The sequence below is a fragment of the Arthrobacter sp. AFG7.2 genome, from assembly GCF_002892835.1.
GTDB lineage: Bacteria > Actinomycetota > Actinomycetes > Actinomycetales > Micrococcaceae > Arthrobacter.
This window is the reverse complement of sequence record NZ_PJMB01000005.1, coordinates 210,962-228,179: the sequence shown is the minus strand read 5'-3', so window position 1 is coordinate 228,179 and position 17,218 is coordinate 210,962. Positions and strand designations below refer to the sequence as shown.

Below are 17,218 nucleotides of genomic sequence, written 5' to 3'. Positions count from 1 at the left end.
GGACCGCCTTCAGTTTTGGTTGCCTTCAGTAATGGTTACCGGGCAGCCGTGCTGGTACGGCCGGTGCGGGCTGTGCCGCGGGACAGTGCAACTCCCAGTCCAACCATTGCCACACCGAGGACGAAGTGGAGCCAGTCGTCCGCCGTGTTCACCGGGACAAAGTTCAGCGCGGTGTCCTTGCCGATCAGCAGGCCGTAAATCCACAGGACCAGGTAGATGGCGCCGCCTCCAATGAGGTAGTTCCGGGACTGGGCTGCGCTGCGGGCCATGGCGATACCGGCTGCACCGAACAGCAGGTGGACGATGTTGTGCAGGATAGATACCTGGAAGATGCCCAGCAGCAGCGCCTCGGACTCATGTCCGGCGAAGCCAAGGGTCTCGTAGTTGCTGGTGATGCCGGGAATGAACCCCAGGACGCCCACCAAAAGGAAGACAGCACCCACTGCAAGGGCTGCTTTCTGGATGTTGGTTCGGCCTACCGCGCGACCGTCCGAACTCATGCTTGTCATGATCTCTCCTGCCGTTTGTCGTTATGTTCACATCATGGCTGCCGGGCTGCCACCTGACCATAGACTTAAACCCCGACATCGTAAGTATACTTAGCAAATGCGCCGCGGATAGGTAAGGATTCATAACAGACCCATCACAAACTGGGCCCCCCAGGGCCTGGAGCAAAGGCAGGCTGAGCAGGCATGACGTCGATTTGGTTGGACCGCAGCGAGTCGTTTACTTCCGATCCGTTCGAGCCGGGAAGCAGCTACGACACCGTAGTGGCCGGCGCCGGACTGACCGGGCTGGTGACTGCATTGCTGCTGGCACGCTCAGGCCAGAACGTGCTCGTCCTGGAGGCCAGGTACCCCGGCGCCGTGACGACAGGAAACACCACGGCAAAGGTCACCCTGCTTCAGGGGACCTTCCTGTCACAGCTGGCCGGCCAGTACTCGCAGAAGCAGGTGCAGGCGTATGTGGACGCCAACCGGGAAGGCCAGGCCTGGCTCCTGCGGTACCTTGACGAACACGGGGTGGCCTACCAGCGCAGGGATGCCTACACGTACGCGGCCTCTCCGCAGGGGACGGAAAAGCTTCGCCAGGAGGTCAGTGCCGGCACCACTGCCGGGCTGGAGATGGAATACGTGCGCGACGCCGGGCTGCCCTTCCCCGTCCACGGCGCCGTCCGGCTGGCCGGCCAGGCGCAGATCCACCCCCTGGAAGTGCTGGACACACTGGTGGCGGACCTTCGGAGCCGGGGAGGATCGGTAGTGGGCGGCGTCCGGCTTCAGGACGTCACCGGCGCCGGGCCTGCCACTGTCCACACGGACCACGGCACAGTCACCGCCAACGAAGTGGTGCTGGCGACCGGTATTCCCGTCCTGGACCGTGGGCTGTACTTTGCCAAGCTGAAGCCCAGCCGGTCCTATGCCGCGGCACTGCAGCTGCAGGAGGACCAGGCTCCTCCCCCGGGGATGTACATCTCGGTGGAGCAGCCCACCCATTCGCTGCGGGACTACGAGGTGGACGGCCGGCGGCTGCTTCTCGTGGGGGGACACGGACACCACGTGGGCCGGGCCAGGTCCGAGAAACACCATCTTGGCAGCCTCCTGGACTGGGCCGTGCAGCACTACCCGGGCGCCGTTGCCACCCACACCTGGTCCGCGCAGGATTACATGCCCACCAACCTCATGCCCTTCTTCGGCAAGTTCCCCCGGGGCAAAGGCCACATCTACTTCGGCACCGGCTACAGCAAGTGGGGCATGACCAACGCCGTGGCGGCCGCCGTCGGCATTTCCGCTGACATCCTGGGCGGGAATGTCCCCTGGGCGGATACCATCCACCGCCGGGTGACGTCACCCTCCGGTGCGTTGTCCGCCGTCGCACTCAATGCCGGAGTGGCAGCCAAACTCGCGACCGGCTGGGGCCAGGTGGCCGCAGAAGGCCTGCGAAAGGACAAGGCGGAGCCGGTGCCCGCCGCCGCCCCCATGGTTCCCGCCGAAGGCGATGGCAAGGTGTACCGTGAAGGGCCCAAACCGGTGGCCGTCTCGACCGTGGCCGGGACCACCTGCAAGCTGTCCGCCGTCTGCACGCATATGGGCGGCATCCTGCACTGGAATGACAGCGAACTGACGTGGGACTGCCCGCTGCACGGCTCCCGTTTCACGAACGAAGGCAAGCTCCTTGAGGGCCCGGCCACCAAGGACCTTCCAGCTGCAGGAAAGGCTTGAGCCCGGCCGGGGGCAGGCGGCTTCAGTGTCGGTGCCTTGGGGCATGATGGAGGCATGAGCCAGGAACGGCCCGCCGCGCACGGCAGGGATACCGGTAACAGGGTTGCCGGCAGCAAGGATACAGGCGCGCCGGCACCCATGGCCCAGTTCAGCAGGCCCACCCGGGACTGGTTCCTGGGCGCCTTCTCCGAGCCGACGCCCGCACAGGAGGGCGCCTGGCAGGCAATATCCTCCGGCTCGCACGCCTTGGTGGTGGCACCCACAGGCTCCGGCAAAACCCTCGCCGCTTTCCTCTGGGCACTGGACCGGCTGCTCGTATCCAGCGCGGAAGGGCCGGAAGCGGCAGGCGCGGATGCCATCGCTGCGGAAACCGGTGCTGCGCAGGCCGGGGAAGCCCGGCGCCCGGCGAAGGGCAAGCGCCCACGCGCGCCGAAGCGCAAGACCCGCGTCCTCTACATCTCCCCCCTGAAAGCCCTGGGCGTGGATGTGGAACGGAACCTCCGTTCGCCCCTGATCGGCATCACCCAGACCGCCAAGCGGCTCGGCCTGCCTGCACCGCTGACCACGGTGGGCGTCCGCTCCGGGGACACCACCGCCGCGGACCGCCGCTCTTTGCTGAGCAACCCGCCGGACATCCTCATCACCACCCCGGAATCACTGTTCCTGATGCTGACCTCCAAAGCACGGGAGACGCTGACCGAAGTGGACACCATCATCATCGACGAGGTGCACGCCGTGGCCGGCACCAAACGCGGCGCGCACCTGGCGGTCTCACTGGAGCGGCTGGACGCCCTGCTGCCCAAACCCGCCCAGCGCATTGGCCTTTCCGCCACCGTGGAGCCCAGGGAACTCGTCGCACAGTTCCTGGCAGGTTCCGCCCCGGTGGAAATTGTTGCTCCTCCCGCCAGGAAAAACTGGGACCTCACCGTCTCGGTCCCGGTAGAGGATATGTCCGACCTCCAGGGTGCTGCGGGGGCCTTCGACTCCGGCCCCGCCTCCGGGCTGCAGCCGCAGGCGTCAATCTGGCCGCATGTGGAGGAAAAGATTGTGGACCTGGTGCTGGCAAACCAGTCCACCATCGTGTTCGCCAATTCCCGCCGCCTGTCCGAGCGGCTTACCGCCCGGCTCAATGAAATCTACGCAGAGCGGCAGCTGGTGGCGGTGGGCGGCGGCTGGGACGGCCCCGTCCCCCAGCCCGCTGCGCCCGGCGCTCCCGCGTCCACGGCAACGCCGGCGCAGATGATGGCGCAGGCAGGAAGTTCCGCCGGCGCTGATCCTGTGCTGGCCCGGGCGCACCACGGTTCGGTCTCCAAGGATCAGCGGGCACTGATCGAGGATGACCTGAAGTCCGGACGGCTGCGGTGCGTTGTGGCCACATCCTCGCTGGAACTTGGCATCGACATGGGCGCCGTTGACCTGGTGGTGCAGGTGGAATCGCCGCCGTCCGTGGCCAGCGGGCTGCAACGGGTGGGCCGGGCCGGGCACCAGGTGGGCGAAGTATCCCAGGGCGTCCTGTTCCCCAAGCACCGCGCGGACCTGGTCCACACGGCCATCACGGTGGAAAGAATGCTCGGCGGCAAAATCGAACGCCTCAGCATCCCTGCGAATCCCCTGGACATCCTGGCCCAGCAGACTGTTGCCGCCACCGCCTTGGGCAGCATTGACGTTGAGGAATGGTTCGCCACCGTGCGGCGCTCCGCGCCTTTTGCGTCGCTCCCCCGTTCAGCGTTCGAAGCCACCCTGGACCTGCTGGCGGGCCGCTACCCGTCCGATGAATTTGCTGAGCTCCGGCCCCGGATCATTTGGGACCGCAACGCCGGCACCATCGAAGGGCGGCCCGGTGCCCAGCGCCTGGCCGTTACCTCGGGCGGCACCATCCCGGACCGCGGGCTTTTCGGCGTCTACATCATCGGCAGCGAGGTGGAGGGAAGCGCGTCTCCTTCCGCAGACGGCAAACCGGCGCCCGCACCGAAGGGCGGCCGGCGCGTGGGCGAGCTGGACGAGGAAATGGTGTACGAATCCCGGGTGGGGGACGTCTTTGCGCTGGGCGCCACCAGCTGGAAGATCGAGGACATCACGCATGACCGGGTGCTTGTCTCCCCCGCCTTCGGCCAGCCCGGAAAGCTGCCCTTCTGGAAAGGCGATTCTCTGGGCAGGCCTGTGGACCTCGGCCGCGCCCTGGGCGCGTTCGTCCGCGAACTGTCAGCGTCCGACGTCGGCCCTGCCACCGAGCGCTGCAAGGCAAGCGGGCTGGACGAGTTCGCCGCAAACAACCTGATCCAGTACCTCAGTGAACAGAAGCTCGCCACCGAAGTGGTGCCGAGTGACACCACCCTGGTGGTGGAGCGGTTCCACGATGAGCTGGGCGACTGGCGTGTCATCCTGCACAGCCCCTTCGGGATGCCCGTGCACGCACCCTGGGCGCTGGCGGTCGGCCAGCGGCTCCACCAGCGGTACGGCCTGGACGGCTCGGCGATGGCCGCCGACGACGGGATCGTCCTGCGGGTGCCCATGATGGAGGATGAGCCGCCGGGCGCTGAGCTGTTCCTCTTCGACCCCGAGGAGTTGGAGCAGATTGTCACCGCCGAGGTGGGCGGCAGCGCGCTCTTCGCCTCGCGGTTCCGGGAATGTTCGGCCCGCGCCTTGTTGCTGCCCCGGCAGACCCCGGGCAAGCGGCAGCCGCTGTGGCAGCAGCGGCAGCGGTCCGCCCAGCTGCTCGATGTCGCGCGGAAGTACCCCACTTTTCCCATCGTCCTCGAGACTGTCCGCGAGTGCCTGCAGGACGTCTACGACCTCCCCGCCCTGAAGGACATTGCAGCCTCCGTGGAGCGGCGCGAGCTGAGGATTGTCCAGACCACCACGTCCCAGCCGTCCCCGTTCGCGAAGTCCCTGCTGTTCGGTTATGTGGCGCAGTTCCTGTACGAGGGCGACTCCCCGCTCGCGGAGCGCCGTGCCGCTGCCCTGGCCCTGGACTCCACGCTCCTGAACGAGCTGCTGGGCCGCGTTGAACTGCGCGAACTCCTGGACCCCAAGGTCATCGAGGCCACGGAGCGCGAACTGCAGCGGCTGGCCCCGGACAGGCGCGTACGGGGCGTGGAGGGAGTCGCGGACCTGCTCCGGCTTCTGGGGCCGCTGGCGCCGGAAGAAGTCGCGGCCCGGCTGGAGCCGGCCGTGGCCGTAGAGCATGCGGCTGCAACGGAGTCTGCCGGAACTCCGGTCCTGGACCTGGCAGGTGAGCACGAGGAAAGCGGGCACATCGAAACGCCCGTGGAGACCCGCCACGCCCAACACGCAGAGGCCACCACCCACCTGCTTGCCCTGCAGCGCGCCAACCGTGCCATCAAGGTGAATATCGGCGGGGCAGAACGGTATGCGGCTGTGGAGGACGCCGCGCGGCTTCGGGATGCCATTGGCGTTCCGTTGCCCATGGGGGTCCCGCTCGCCTTCATCGAACCCGTGGCGGATCCCCTCAGCGACCTTGTTTCGCGGTACGCGCGGACGCACGGACCCTTCACCGCAGCCGAGGCAGCAGCACGGCTCGGCCTGGGCGTGGCAGTGGTGGGCACCGCCCTGAAAAGGCTGGCAGCCGACGGGCGCGTGGTGGAGGGCGAGTTCCGGCCGCATTCCGCACCGCCGGAACCTGCCCCGGACAGCAGGGATGATGGCGAAGCCGCTCCCGCCGGTGACCTGGAACAAGGCGCGCAGCCGGCAGATGATGTCCCTTCGCCGAACCTGCCCCCACAGGTTGCTGTCAGCGAGTGGTGTGACGCCGAGGTCCTGCGGAAGCTCCGCCGTCGTTCGCTGGCAGCCCTGCGGGCGGAAGTTGAACCGGTGGATGCGGCAGCCTACGGCCGCTTCCTGCCCGCCTGGCAGCACGTCAGAACCCCCGGCGGGGGACGCGGCCAGCCGGCACTGCGCGGGCTGGACGGCATCGTCACCGCCATTGACCAGCTGTCCGGAGTACCCATCCCGGCGTCGGCGTGGGAGCCGCTGGTCCTGGCCGGGAGGGTCTCCAACTATCAACCGGCAATGCTGGATGAACTGATGGCAAGCGGAGAGGTTCTGTGGTCCGGCGCGGGCGCCCTGCCCGGAAATGACGGCTGGATCAGCCTCCACCTGGCTGACTCCGCCGAGCTGACGCTGAAACCCGCCATGGACTACGAACCCGGCGATGCCCAGCAGCGGCTGCTGGACCATCTGCGGAACAACGGCGGCGGCTACTTTTTCCGGCAACTGACCGACGTCGCCGGCGGCATGGACTCCGTCCTCGGCGACCAGGAAGTGGTCACAGCGCTCTGGGACCTGGCGTGGGCAGGCCGGATCACCGGGGATACCTTTGCCCCGGTCCGCGCGCTGATCGCCGGCGGCCACACGGCCCACCGGCAGGTGGCCCGTGCGCCCCGGGCAAGGGCGCCTCGGCTTAGCCGGCTGGGACGCTCCCATGGAAGCGGGCTCATGGGTTCACCGGGCCTGGCGACCGGCCGCTACGGTACGTCAGCCGGCGGCGCGGCGGCTCCCCCAATGGCTGCCGGCCGCTGGTCCGCCCTGCCGCAGCCGGAGCTCGACCCCACCATCCACGCCCGGGCCACTGCTGAGCTCCTGCTGGACCGCTACGGGGTGGTGACCAGGGGCTCGGTCATGGCGGAGCAGATCCTGGGCGGCTTCGGCCTGATGTACAAAGTCCTGGCACGGCTGGAGGAAGCCGGGCGCTGCCGCCGGGGTTACTTCATTGAGCACCTGGGGGCTGCGCAGTTCGCCGTTCCGGCCACCGTGGACCGGCTTCGTTCCTACTCCGAGGACACGCAGCTGGCCAGGCCCGAACCCGTTGCCCTTGCGCTCGCGGCAACAGACCCTGCCAACCCGTACGGTGCGGCCCTCCCGTGGCCGGCCCTCCATGACGACGCCGGCAGCGGGCACCGTCCCGGCCGGAAGGCGGGTGCCCTGGTGGTGCTGGTGGACGGCGCCCTCGTCCTCTACGTGGAACGGGGCGGGAAGACTCTGCTGGCCTTCAGCGACGATGAAACCGTCCTCGCGGCGGCCGGGTCGGCGCTGGTGGGTGTGGTGACCCGCGGGGCAGTAGACAAACTGATCATGGAGAAAGTGAATGGCCACGGCATCCTGGACACCCCCGTCGCCGCCGCGCTCAGCTCTGCCGGTGCCTACTCCACCCCGAAAGGACTGAGAATCCGTGCCTGAGGGTGATTCCGTCTGGCGTGCAGCACAGCAGCTGCACCAGGCCCTGGCAGGACAAACGCTGCTCGCTTCGGACTTCCGCGTGCCCCGGTTTGCCACCCTCAACCTGGCCGGCTGGACTGTGGCCGAGGTGGTGCCCCGCGGCAAGCACCTGCTGATGCGCGTTGTGGGACCGGACGACAAGAAACTCACCATCCATTCGCACCTGAAAATGGAGGGCACCTGGCAGGTCTACCCGCCGGGTGGAAAGTGGCGCAAGCCCGGCTACACGGCGCGGTGCGTGCTGCGCACCGCGGTGGCGGACGCCGTCGGATTTTCCCTCGGCGTGGTGGAAGTAGTGGCCACGGCCGGCGAGGATTCGATCGTCGGGTTCCTTGGCCCGGACCTGCTGGGGCCGGACTGGGACCTGGACGAGGCGGAGCGGAGGGTCCGGGCAGCCCCGGACGTCCCTATCGGCGTGGCCTTGCTGGACCAGCGCAACCTCGCTGGAATCGGCAATATCTACCGGTGCGAGGCGTGCTTCCTCTCGGGCGTACACCCCGCCTCGCCAGTATCGGCAGTGCAGGACCTGCGGACCATGATGACAGACGCCAAGCAGCTCCTGGAGGTTAACCTTGGCCCCGGCCGCCGGGTCACAATCCTCAACGCCAGGGGCATGCCTGTAGGGAGGATGGCGGGCCGGCCGGGCTACTGGGTCTACCGCCGTGAACACCAGCCCTGCCTGAAGTGCGGAACACCCGTCCGCCGCGGGGTGCTGGGCAAGCTGAACGGCGACGAGGAGCGGGACATCTACTTCTGCCCCAAATGCCAGCCGTTGTTGGCCTAGGATTCCTGGCTCCCGCCCGCCGCCTTACTTCGTGCTGGCCAGCGCATCCGGCGTTGTATTTCCGCTGCCGCGGCTTCCGGAGCCGGCACGGCTTGCTGAGTTGCCGCCCTCCCCGGCGCCACTTTGACGGGCCGGCGCAGGGGGCGCCATGAACACCGGAAGCAGCAGCTGGACCAGGGGCCCAATGGCAAGGGCGTAGACAACAGTGCCCACTCCCACGGACCCGCCAAGGAACCACCCAACGGCCAGGACCACGATTTCAATCAGCGTGCGGGACCACCTGACGGACCAGCCGGTGCGCCTGGCCAGACCTGTCATCAGCCCGTCGCGGGCGCCGGGACCGAACCGGGCACCGATGTAGCAGGCCGAGGCGATGCCGTTCAGCAGCACGGCGGCGGCAAGCAGGCCGGCCTGCCCGCCCAGGTGGGAGACGGCGGGGATCAGGGCGAGGCCGACGTCCGCAAAGAGGCCAACCAGGACTGCGTTGCACAGGGTGCCGAAACCCGGCCACTGCCGCAGCGGAATCCAGAGCAGGAGGACCAGGAAACTTACGATGATGACCACCGCGCCGATGCTGAGCCCTGTCCTGCCGGCGACCCCCTGGTGAAAGACGTCCCACGGGTCCAGGCCCAGTCCGGCACGGATGAACATGGCCAGGGAGATGCCGTACATGGCGAGGCCGATAAAGAGCTGAAGGAGTCTGCGGGTCAACATGACTATGACTCTCCCAGAAAACTGGCATTGAATTACATAGCCAGTCTGAGATACTGGCCTGATGGCATCCCTTACCGCCTCCGGCCTTTCCCGCCTCCTGGGCGAGTGGAATGTCGGCGCGACGCCCGGCTACCGCGAGCTGGCCGACGTCGTCCGCCTGCTGGTGCTCGATGGCCGGGTGGCTTTGGACACCGCCCTGCCCAGTGAGCGTGCACTGTCCGAAACCCTGGGCGTCAGCCGGACCATGGTCACCGCCGCCTATGGCCTGCTCCGCGAGCAGGGTTTCCTGACCGGCGGCCAGGGCAGCAGGAGCCGGACGCGGATTCCGCGCCTCACCCCTGCGGGGACCACGCTGTTCACGGGTCCGGTGCGGAACGATCCGGCGCTGACGGCCCCTGGGCTTGCTGCCCCGGAGGGACTCATCGACCTCGCGTACGCATCCCTTCCTGCCAGCGGCGAGGTGGTGCACCGGGCGTTCGCGGCCGCCCTCACCGAACTTCCGGCCCTGCTCCCCGGGTTCGGCTACGACGCCATCGGCCTGCTCCCGCTGCGGGAGGCAGTGGCGGCGCGCTACACCGCGGCCGGGGCGCCCACCACCGCCGGCCAGATCCTGGTGACGTCGGGGGCGCAGCATGCCCTCAACATCATTCTTCGCGCCCTCGCCGGCAGGCAGGACCGGGTGCTGGTGGAACACCCCAGCTACCCCAATGCCCTGGACGCCATCCGGGCGGCGGGCTGCAGGCCGGTCCCGGTGGCATTTTCGGGCGGGACCGGGGCGGGCATCCACGGAGCCCATGGCAGGGCGGCCCAGACGTGGGACATGGATGCAGTACAGGCGGCGCTGCAGCAGCAGCGGCCCAGGCTGGCCTACGTGGTACCGGATTTCCACAACCCCACGGGCCAGCTCATGCCCGACCTCCAGCGCCGCCAGCTGGTCCGGGCGGCTGCGGCCGCCGGAACGGTCCTGGTGGTGGATGAAACCCTCCGGGAGCTGAACCTCGACGGCGCCGGGACCGCTCCGGTTGCCGCCTTCAGTCCGGCAGTGGTAACCATCGGCTCGCTCAGCAAGTCCCATTGGGGCGGGCTCCGCATTGGTTGGATCAGGGCCTCGGAGGACCTCGTCCAGCGGTTTGCGGCGGCCAGGACCTCACTTGACCTCGGCGGACCCCTCATGGAACAACTGGACGCCGCCCACCTGGTCCGGGCCTTGGACGAGCCACTGCCGGCACGGATTGCCGCCCTGCGGGACAGCCGCGCCGCCCTTCTGGAGCTCCTTGCCGGACACCTGCCGGAGTGGGAGACGGCGTATCCCGCCGGCGGCCTGTCCGCCTGGTGCAGGCTGCCCGCTCCGATCAGCACCGCCCTGACTGTCATTGCCCCCGACTTTGGGATCAGGCTGGCGGCAGGACCGCGCTTCGGGATTGGCGGCGCCTTCGAGCGCTACCTCCGGGTGCCCTTCACCCTGCCGCCCGAAAAGCTGGAGGCTGCGGTCCTGGCCTTGCGGTCAGCGCAGGACCGGCTGGATGCGGCCCCGCAGCTCCGGCGCAGCCTTAAAAACGCTCCTGCTGTGGCCATCGCCTGAGCCGGGACACGGAAATTACCTGGCGCATGCTGAATCTGTCAGCCTGCTGTGGCCGTTGCGCAGCAGCGCTGTGACGGGCGCTCCGCAAGGGCAGCAAGGACCGCCGGTAGAATGGACCGGTGATGCAATCCCCCCTTCCCGTGCGCGACGGCGTGAATGCCACCCGGCTCCGCCTCCCCGACGAGGGCCCATGGGACACTGCCATGGACTACATGATGCACCGCTGGGGACACATCGATCCGCAGGGCATCGAGGACAGGTTCGACGCCGGTGAGATCGTTGGCGAGGGCGGGAAACCCCTGGACCGCAGCACTCCCCTCCAGCACCACACCTTCATCTGGTATTACCGCAGCCTCCCGCCGGAGACCCGGATTCCGGTGGACATCGCCATCCTGCACCAGGACGAGCACCTGCTGGTGGTGGACAAGCCGCACTTCCTGCCCACCACCCCGGGCGGCACCTACATCCAGGAATCGGCCCTGGTGCGGCTGCGCAACCAGCTGGGGCTGCCGGACCTGATCCCCATGCACAGGCTGGACCGCATGACGGCGGGCATCCTCCTCTTCTCCACCAACCCGCAGACGCGCGGCAAATACCAGGTGCTCTTCGAGAAGCGCCAGGTGCAGAAGGAATATGAGTGCGTCTCCGCCGCCGATCCGGCACCTGGCCACGCCGCCGTCGAATTTCCCGTGGTGGTCCGCAACCGCATGACCAAATCCCGCAGCTACCTGCTCGCCGAGGTGGTGGACGGCGAACCGAACGCCGAAACCCGGATCGAGCAGCTGGAAACGTTCGACGGCGGCGCTTCTTCGGCCGCGGCCGGCACCACCGCCTGGGCGCCCGGCAGTTCCGGCCGGCTCGCGCGGTACCGCCTGGAGCCGCACACCGGAAAAACCCACCAGCTCCGGGTGCACATGGCCTCGCTGGGGCTGGGCATCATCAACGACGCCTTCTACCCCGACCTGCTGGACAAGGCCCCGGACGACTACACCAGGCCCCTTCAGCTCCTGGCCCGCGGCATCCGGTTCATTGATCCCATCACCGGAAAGCCGGCGGAGTACCGCAGCCGGCTGGAACTCAGCGAGGCGGCGCGCGCAGGCTCCTGATCCGGGCCGTGCCGCGGGCTTTTCCACCAGATATTCTGCGGACTTCCGCCGGTTCCCGCATGCCCAAAGTGCGGTACCTTGTGGCCATGGACTTCGGCAGCGCTGAGAGCTGGGGGGCTGCGATCTACTTTTGGATCATCCCCGTAGTGCTCGGCGATGCCATCTTTCCCCTTGTCCCCTCCGAGATGGTGGTGATCACCGGCGGGGCCCTGTCCGCCGATGGCCGGACGAACGTTTTCCTGGTGGGGCTCCTCTCCGCCGTGGCGTCTTGGCTCGGCGACATGGTGGTGTTCCAGCTCTTCCGGCGGCGGCTGAGCCATGTGCTGGACCGCTGGAACTGGGGCCGCCGGGTTCACCGAGGGATCCATGAGGCCATTGCCAGGGCCGGACGGTCTTCCACCTACGGAACCATCATCGGAGCGCGCTTCATCCCCGGGGGCCGTCTTGCCACCTCCGCCGCCGCAGGCATCGCCGATGTTGCCGTCCGGGGTTTCAGCCTGTGCGCCGGAATCGGCGCCGTATTGTGGGCGTGCTGGCTGGTGGGCCTCGGATATTTCACCGGCTCAGCCACCGGACTGCCGTTCTGGGCCAGCTCACTCATTGGTGTGGTGCTCGGCCTGATAGTGGGGGCCGTCGTCGGCGTTATTGTCACCCGCCGGAAGGGCAACCCGTCCCCGGTGGACGAACCTGGGCCGCTGGCGCCCGAGCCCTGAGCATCAGTCTTTGCGGAGGTTTGCTACACCGGAGACCAGCGGCCCCGGTTTCGGCGCAGCACGGTCAGTGACCCGGTCAACGCAACGTTTTCGACGGCGTCACGCATCATGGCTGCCGATTCCAGCGCCTGCCGGTTCTCCCCGTTGTACTCGGTGGCATCGACGAGGAAGCGCAGGTTCAGCAGCGGCACTCCCCCGGCAAGCTGCAGCTGATGTGCCTCCACGTGGTGCCGGGTCCCGAGCGCCTCCACCGCGGTGTCCATCACGGCTTCGGGCGGATTGCCCGGCCGGAGCCCGGTGATTTTCAGGCGGGTCTGGAAGGAAGGCATGTCCCCAACCTTATCCAAACCCGATGGTGCGCCATCACTTTCGGTCGCTATAAACCCCTATCGGGACCAAAAGTGATGGCGCGACGGGGTTAACCGGTGTTGCGCAGGCCGGCCGCCACGCCGTTGACGGTGATGAGCATGGCGCGCTGGAGGCGTTCGTCGATCTCTCCTTCGCTGATGGCGCCCTCCTGGCCGGCACCTTCAGTCCGGATGCGGCGCAGCAGCTCCACCTGGAGGTAGCTGATGGGGTCCAGGTACTGGTCCCGGATTTCCAGCGAACGCTTGAGCGTGGGCTGGGCGTCCAGGAGCAGGTTCTCCCCGGTCAGGTTCTGCACCTCGGCCACGGTCAGCTCGTATTCCTCGCGGATGGCCTGGAAAATATGGTGCAGTTCATCCGGTACCAGGGTGGACACGTAATAGCCGGCGATATCCAGGTCCGTTTTGGCCAGCGTCATTTCAACGTTTGAGAGCACCGACCGGAAAAAGTTCCAGTTGTCCCACATCTCCGCCAGCTGCGCGGAATTGCCGGCCTCCCGCGCTGCCTTCAGGCCGGAGCCGACGCCGAACCAGCCGGGGACGATCTGCCGGGACTGCGTCCAGCCGAACACCCAGGGAATGGCGCGCAGCCCGCCGAGCCCTGCGCCGGAATCCGGGCGCTTGGAAGGCCTGGAACCGATGTTCAGGGAACCAAGCTGTTCCACCGGCGTGGACGCCATGAAGTAGGCGGGCAGATCCGGGTCATCGATCAGCTTCCGGTACTGCTCAAAGGCGGCGTCGGAAATGGTTTCCATGACGTGCCCGTACCGTTCCCGCTGGTCCGCGGAGGTGCGCGGGTCGCGGTGCAGGGCCGAACCCTGCAGCACGGCGGCGAGGGACAGCTCGAGGTTCTCGCGGGCCAGCTCGGGCAGCGAGTACTTGTCCGAGATGACCTCGCCCTGCTCCGTGAACTTGATTTCGCCTTCCAGGACGCCGTTGGGCTGGGCCAGGATGGCGTCGTAGGTGGGCCCGCCGCCGCGGCCCACGGAGCCGCCGCGGCCATGGAACAGGCGCACGCGCACGCCGTGCTTTGCCGCCACATCCCGCAGCTTGCGCTGGGTCTTGTGGATTTCCCACTGGCTGGTCATCACGCCGGATTCCTTGTTGGAGTCCGAGTAGCCCAGCATGACTTCCTGCACATCGCCGCGCAGCCGCACGAGTTCGCGGTAGGAGGGATCGGAGAGCAGCTGGTCCACGATTTCGGCAGAGGCCCGAAGTTCCTCCACCGTTTCCAGCAGCGGCGCGAACCCGATCTTCGCGTAGGGCTTCTCGCCAAAGAGGTTGACCAGGCCGGCTTCGCGGGCCAGGACGGCTGCGGCAAGGACGTCGTCGGCGCCGCGCGTCATGGAGATGATGTAGGTCTCGATGACGTCAGGGCCATAGGCGCGCAGGGCACGGCGGATCTCACGGAAGACGTCGTAGGTGCCGTCAGCGGCGCCGTCGAGCTTGATGGGGTGCCCGGACAGCGGCCGGCGCGAGGCAAGCTCGGAGCCCAGCACCTCAAGGCGCTCCCTGCGGCTGAGTTCGGCGTACCGCAGCCCCGGCCCGCCGATCCGGTCCATCAGCTGTCCGACGGCGTCATGGTGGTAGTCCGCGTGTTCGCGGATGTCCAGCGTGGCCAGGTGGAGTCCGAACGAGGCAATGGCGCGGCGGACCCGGGCCAGCGCGCCATCGGCAGCCAACGACGCCGAATGGTTTCGGAGCGAGAGCTCCACGAGTTCCAGGTCGGCGAGGAGTTCGCCGGTCCCGTTGTAGTCGCGGCCGTGCTCATGGTTGGAGTTTGCAGCCACCCGCTTGCCGGTGTTGATGAGCTTGGCCTTAATGCAGGTGAGCTTCAACCGGTAGGGCTCCTGCGCGTTGAGCTCAAGGACGCGCTTATCCAGCCCGGGGAGTTTCTTCAGGTCGGCGTCGATGGACTCCAGCAGCTCCTGGTCGGCGCCGGCGAGCGCGGTGGAGTTGGAGAGGATGGAGATCAGTTCGTCGATCATGCCGATGCTGATGCGGACGGCATGCTGGTTCTGGATCTGCAGGATTTCACGGGTGACTGCCGCAGTGACGTTGGGGTTGCCGTCCCGGTCGCCGCCGATCCAGGAGCCGAAGCGGATGGGCGCCTCCTGGGACGCAAGGGTGACGCCGTGCTCCCCCAGCAGTTCCGAGAGCTCGGTTAGCATCTCCGGCATGGCATCGGTCAGGATGCTGCTCAGGTAGTAGATGGCGTTGCGAGCCTCGTCCACCGGCGTGGGCCGGACCTGGCGGAGCTCGTCCGTCTGCCACATCTGGTCGATGATTTCGGCCAGCTGGCGGTCCTGGCGCCGGCGGGCGGTGGTGCCCTCGGCTGTGGGCTGGGCCAGCACGTCGGAGAGCTTGCGGATCTTGTCCAGTACCGAACGGCGGGAAGCTTCGGTGGGGTGTGCCGTGAAAATGGGCCGGACGTCCAGCCCGTTGACCACTTCCTGAAGCACGCCGGGCCCCGCCTGGTCAGCGATGTCCGCCACGGTCTTGGCCAGCCAGCCGTCCTTTTCCGCCCGGGTCCTCAGGCCCCGCACCCGGTGGACCTGTTCGGCCGCGTTGGCGAGGTGGAAGTAGAAAGCGAAGGCACGGACCAGGTCGGTGGCCTGCTCAATGGGCAGTGAGCCCAGGAGCTCGCGGACCTGGGCTACGACGTCGTGCGCGCTCCACGGCCCGGTGGCATCGGCGCCGCCGCGGGCTGCTTCCTTGGATTCCTTGGTCAGGAGGCGGACCTGCTCTACCAGGTCCAGGAGTTCAGGACCGTGCTGCCGGACCAGTGATTCGCCCAGGAGGGTGGAAACGCGGCGGACGTCTGCCCGCAATTCGGAGGCAAGATCGGTTTCGGGATTCGTTGCAGTGTGAGCCATGGAAACTATCTTTCGAGGGTTCGGACTTGGCTCGTACACTGCGCTGGATACTGTGAGCCACGTAACTAGCTAAAGATGCTACCCGCAGAGCGGGGCGGCGGGGGAATCCGTCTCAGATAATGTCGTGTTCCGGGTAACCTACGTGGCGTTTGACGTGGTCGAGCTCCTGCCGAAGCTGCTCAACCTGCGTTTTATAGGCGGCGAACTCGGCGTTGCGGCGCTTGGCCTCCCTCGCGCTGACAGCCAGGACCACCAATGCCAGAGGCACCGAAAGGGCCAGTGCCCACCCCGCGGCAACAAAGAAGTCCAGCGCCACCGGCAGCGCAGACTGGAAGTCCGTGAACTCGTTGACGCCGTCCGTGACGTTCCCCAGCATGCCTTCCAGTGGTTCCAGGAACTTCCCCACCACGGGCGTCTCAGTGAGGGGCGGCGGACTCAGTTTCGCCTGCTGGTCCCCGCCCCAGCGGCCGTCGCCCAAATGGTTCAGGACGTAGATCCCCGCCCCTGCGCTGGCGGCCATAAACACCACCGCGGCAGCCAGCGCTGCAGCGGTCACCCGGCGCCGCCACAGCAGGACGGCCACGCCCACAGCCACGGCCGTGATCCAGGTCAGGGCCTTGAGCCACTCGGTGCTTATTCCAGCAAGTATGTCCACGGCACCTATTCAACCGCGCAGACCACTATGACGTTCAAACCGGGATGCCCAGCGTGGCGTAGAGTCGAAGGCAAGGCCCGGAATGAACGCCGGCAATGCGCTGTTGGAACCGGGGCACACTGAACGCTCGAAAGGAACCATGAGCACCCTCCCGGACGCCAAGGTGGAGCGCTGGCAGCGCTTCCGCGACAACCGCAACAAGGCCCTCGCCACCCGCCACGGCTGGCTGACCCTCACCTCGTTCCAGTGGCTCGAGGACTCAGCCTCGGCCGTCGGCCTGGCGCCGGGACTCTGGTCAACGGATGGTACGACGGCGGTACTCACCGCAGTAACCGCGGACGGCCTTTCCGAGGTGGAGGCGGGCAAACCGGTGGACGGGACCATAACTGCTGCCCTCTCCGATGAGGAGTCCCTGATGTGGGTCCGGTTCGGCGGCCCCGGCGGAGACCAGGTGGTGGTGGAACTGGCCATGCGGGCAGGGCGCTACGCCATCCGGACCCGGGACTCGGCGTCGCCGGTACTGACGGAATTCACCGGCGTGCCCACCTACGGGTACAACCCGGAGTGGGAAGTGACGGGCCGGTTCGAGCCGTATCCGGAGCCTCTGGACGTGCCCACCGCTACAGCCAATCCCCTGGTGGACGGGGTGCACCGGACCGTGGGAGAGGTAGTGTTCCGTGTTCCCGGCAGCGGCCACGAGTTCCGGCTGCAGGCGGAGGAGGAAAAGCTCGGGGCCCTGACCGTCACCTTCCATGACGAAACCAACGGCGACACCACTGACGACTGGCGGAAGCTCGCCCTGCCCCGGCCGCGCCCCGATGGTTCAGTGGTCCTGGACTTCAACCGTGCCATCAACTACCCCAGCGCCTTTACTCCGTACGGCACCTGCCCCATGCCGGTGAAGAACAACTCGCTGGACGTGCGGGTGGAGGCGGGCGAGAAGCTGCCCAGCGTTGAGTGAGCTGGCCG

12 protein-coding genes are annotated in these 17,218 nt (G+C 67.5%); 7 read left to right on the top strand and 5 right to left on the bottom strand.

Annotation, left to right across the window (positions count from 1 at the left end; translation table 11 throughout):
- Nucleotides 1-35: 35 nt before the first annotated feature.
- Nucleotides 36-509, bottom strand: coding sequence for a DUF4383 domain-containing protein (locus CXX84_RS11425; RefSeq protein ID WP_411266209.1), 474 nt, complete (start codon nt 507-509; stop codon nt 36-38).
- A gap of 183 nt (nt 510-692) precedes the next feature.
- Here CXX84_RS11425 and CXX84_RS11420 point away from each other — a divergent pair, with 183 nt between their 5' ends.
- From CXX84_RS11420 to CXX84_RS11410, 3 genes are all read left to right on the top strand, one after another.
- On the top strand, nt 693-2,219 hold the full coding sequence (locus CXX84_RS11420; RefSeq protein WP_102976820.1) for an FAD-dependent oxidoreductase: 1,527 nt from the start codon (nt 693-695) through the stop codon (nt 2,217-2,219).
- 138 nt (nt 2,220-2,357) lie between these two features.
- Nucleotides 2,358-7,415, top strand: coding sequence for a DNA glycosylase AlkZ-like family protein (locus CXX84_RS11415; RefSeq protein WP_102976916.1), 5,058 nt, complete (start codon nt 2,358-2,360; stop codon nt 7,413-7,415).
- Nucleotides 7,408-8,238, top strand: coding sequence for an Fpg/Nei family DNA glycosylase (locus tag CXX84_RS11410; protein WP_102976819.1), 831 nt, complete (start codon nt 7,408-7,410; stop codon nt 8,236-8,238). The genes CXX84_RS11415 and CXX84_RS11410 overlap by 8 nt, the downstream gene beginning before the upstream one ends.
- 24 nt (nt 8,239-8,262) lie before the next feature.
- On the opposite strand, the gene CXX84_RS11405 is transcribed toward CXX84_RS11410, so the two are convergent.
- Nucleotides 8,263-8,952 carry a YczE/YyaS/YitT family protein gene (locus tag CXX84_RS11405; protein WP_223253069.1) on the bottom strand — a complete coding sequence of 230 codons (690 nt, stop codon included), beginning with the start codon at nt 8,950-8,952 and terminating at the stop codon, nt 8,263-8,265.
- Nucleotides 8,953-9,010: 58 nt separating this feature from the next.
- On the opposite strand from CXX84_RS11405, the gene CXX84_RS11400 reads away from it, so the two are divergent.
- From CXX84_RS11400 to CXX84_RS11390, 3 genes are all read left to right on the top strand, one after another.
- The gene (locus CXX84_RS11400) at nt 9,011-10,534 is read left to right on the top strand and encodes a PLP-dependent aminotransferase family protein (protein ID WP_102976818.1); all 1,524 of its coding nucleotides are present in this window, start codon (nt 9,011-9,013) and stop codon (nt 10,532-10,534) included.
- Nucleotides 10,535-10,656: 122 nt separating this feature from the next.
- Nucleotides 10,657-11,640: an RluA family pseudouridine synthase gene (locus CXX84_RS11395; RefSeq protein ID WP_102976817.1), complete on the top strand. Its 984-nt coding sequence runs from the start codon at nt 10,657-10,659 to the stop codon at nt 11,638-11,640.
- Nucleotides 11,641-11,726: 86 nt separating this feature from the next.
- Nucleotides 11,727-12,353 (top strand): DedA family protein, encoded by a 627-nt coding sequence (locus tag CXX84_RS11390; RefSeq protein ID WP_102976915.1) that lies wholly within the window; start codon nt 11,727-11,729, stop codon nt 12,351-12,353.
- A 23-nt stretch (nt 12,354-12,376) separates the two neighbouring features.
- Here CXX84_RS11390 and CXX84_RS11385 read toward each other — a convergent pair whose 3' ends face one another.
- The 3 genes from CXX84_RS11385 to CXX84_RS11375 form a co-directional block, all read right to left on the bottom strand.
- The gene (locus CXX84_RS11385) at nt 12,377-12,682 is read right to left on the bottom strand and encodes a hypothetical protein (RefSeq protein WP_102976816.1); all 306 of its coding nucleotides are present in this window, start codon (nt 12,680-12,682) and stop codon (nt 12,377-12,379) included.
- Between the two features lie 89 nt (nt 12,683-12,771).
- Nucleotides 12,772-15,594: a phosphoenolpyruvate carboxylase gene (gene ppc, locus CXX84_RS11380; RefSeq protein ID WP_102976815.1), complete on the bottom strand. Its 2,823-nt coding sequence runs from the start codon at nt 15,592-15,594 to the stop codon at nt 12,772-12,774.
- A 112-nt stretch (nt 15,595-15,706) separates the two neighbouring features.
- Nucleotides 15,707-16,249, bottom strand: a complete 543-nt coding sequence (locus CXX84_RS11375) for a hypothetical protein (RefSeq protein WP_189337568.1) — start codon at nt 16,247-16,249, stop codon at nt 15,707-15,709.
- Nucleotides 16,250-16,388: 139 nt separating this feature from the next.
- Between CXX84_RS11375 and CXX84_RS11370 the strand changes: the two genes are divergently transcribed.
- Nucleotides 16,389-17,210, top strand: coding sequence for a DUF1684 domain-containing protein (locus tag CXX84_RS11370; RefSeq protein WP_102976913.1), 822 nt, complete (start codon nt 16,389-16,391; stop codon nt 17,208-17,210).
- Nucleotides 17,211-17,218 lie beyond the last annotated feature (8 nt).

Bases quoted from the DNA above. Each gene is read 5' to 3' on its own strand.
- CXX84_RS11425 (WP_411266209.1), bottom strand. From the start codon at position 509: ATGACAAGCATGAGTTCGGACGGTCGCGCGGTAGGCCGAACCAACATC.
- CXX84_RS11420 (WP_102976820.1), top strand. From the start codon at position 693: ATGACGTCGATTTGGTTGGACCGCAGCGAGTCGTTTACTTCCGATCCG.
- CXX84_RS11415 (WP_102976916.1), top strand. From the start codon at position 2,358: ATGGCCCAGTTCAGCAGGCCCACCCGGGACTGGTTCCTGGGCGCCTTC.
- CXX84_RS11405 (WP_223253069.1), bottom strand. From the start codon at position 8,952: ATGTTGACCCGCAGACTCCTTCAGCTCTTTATCGGCCTCGCCATGTAC.
- CXX84_RS11395 (WP_102976817.1), top strand. From the start codon at position 10,657: ATGCAATCCCCCCTTCCCGTGCGCGACGGCGTGAATGCCACCCGGCTC.
- CXX84_RS11390 (WP_102976915.1), top strand. From the start codon at position 11,727: ATGGACTTCGGCAGCGCTGAGAGCTGGGGGGCTGCGATCTACTTTTGG.
- CXX84_RS11385 (WP_102976816.1), bottom strand. From the start codon at position 12,682: ATGCCTTCCTTCCAGACCCGCCTGAAAATCACCGGGCTCCGGCCGGGC.
- ppc (WP_102976815.1), bottom strand. From the start codon at position 15,594: ATGGCTCACACTGCAACGAATCCCGAAACCGATCTTGCCTCCGAATTG.
- CXX84_RS11370 (WP_102976913.1), top strand. From the start codon at position 16,389: ATGAGCACCCTCCCGGACGCCAAGGTGGAGCGCTGGCAGCGCTTCCGC.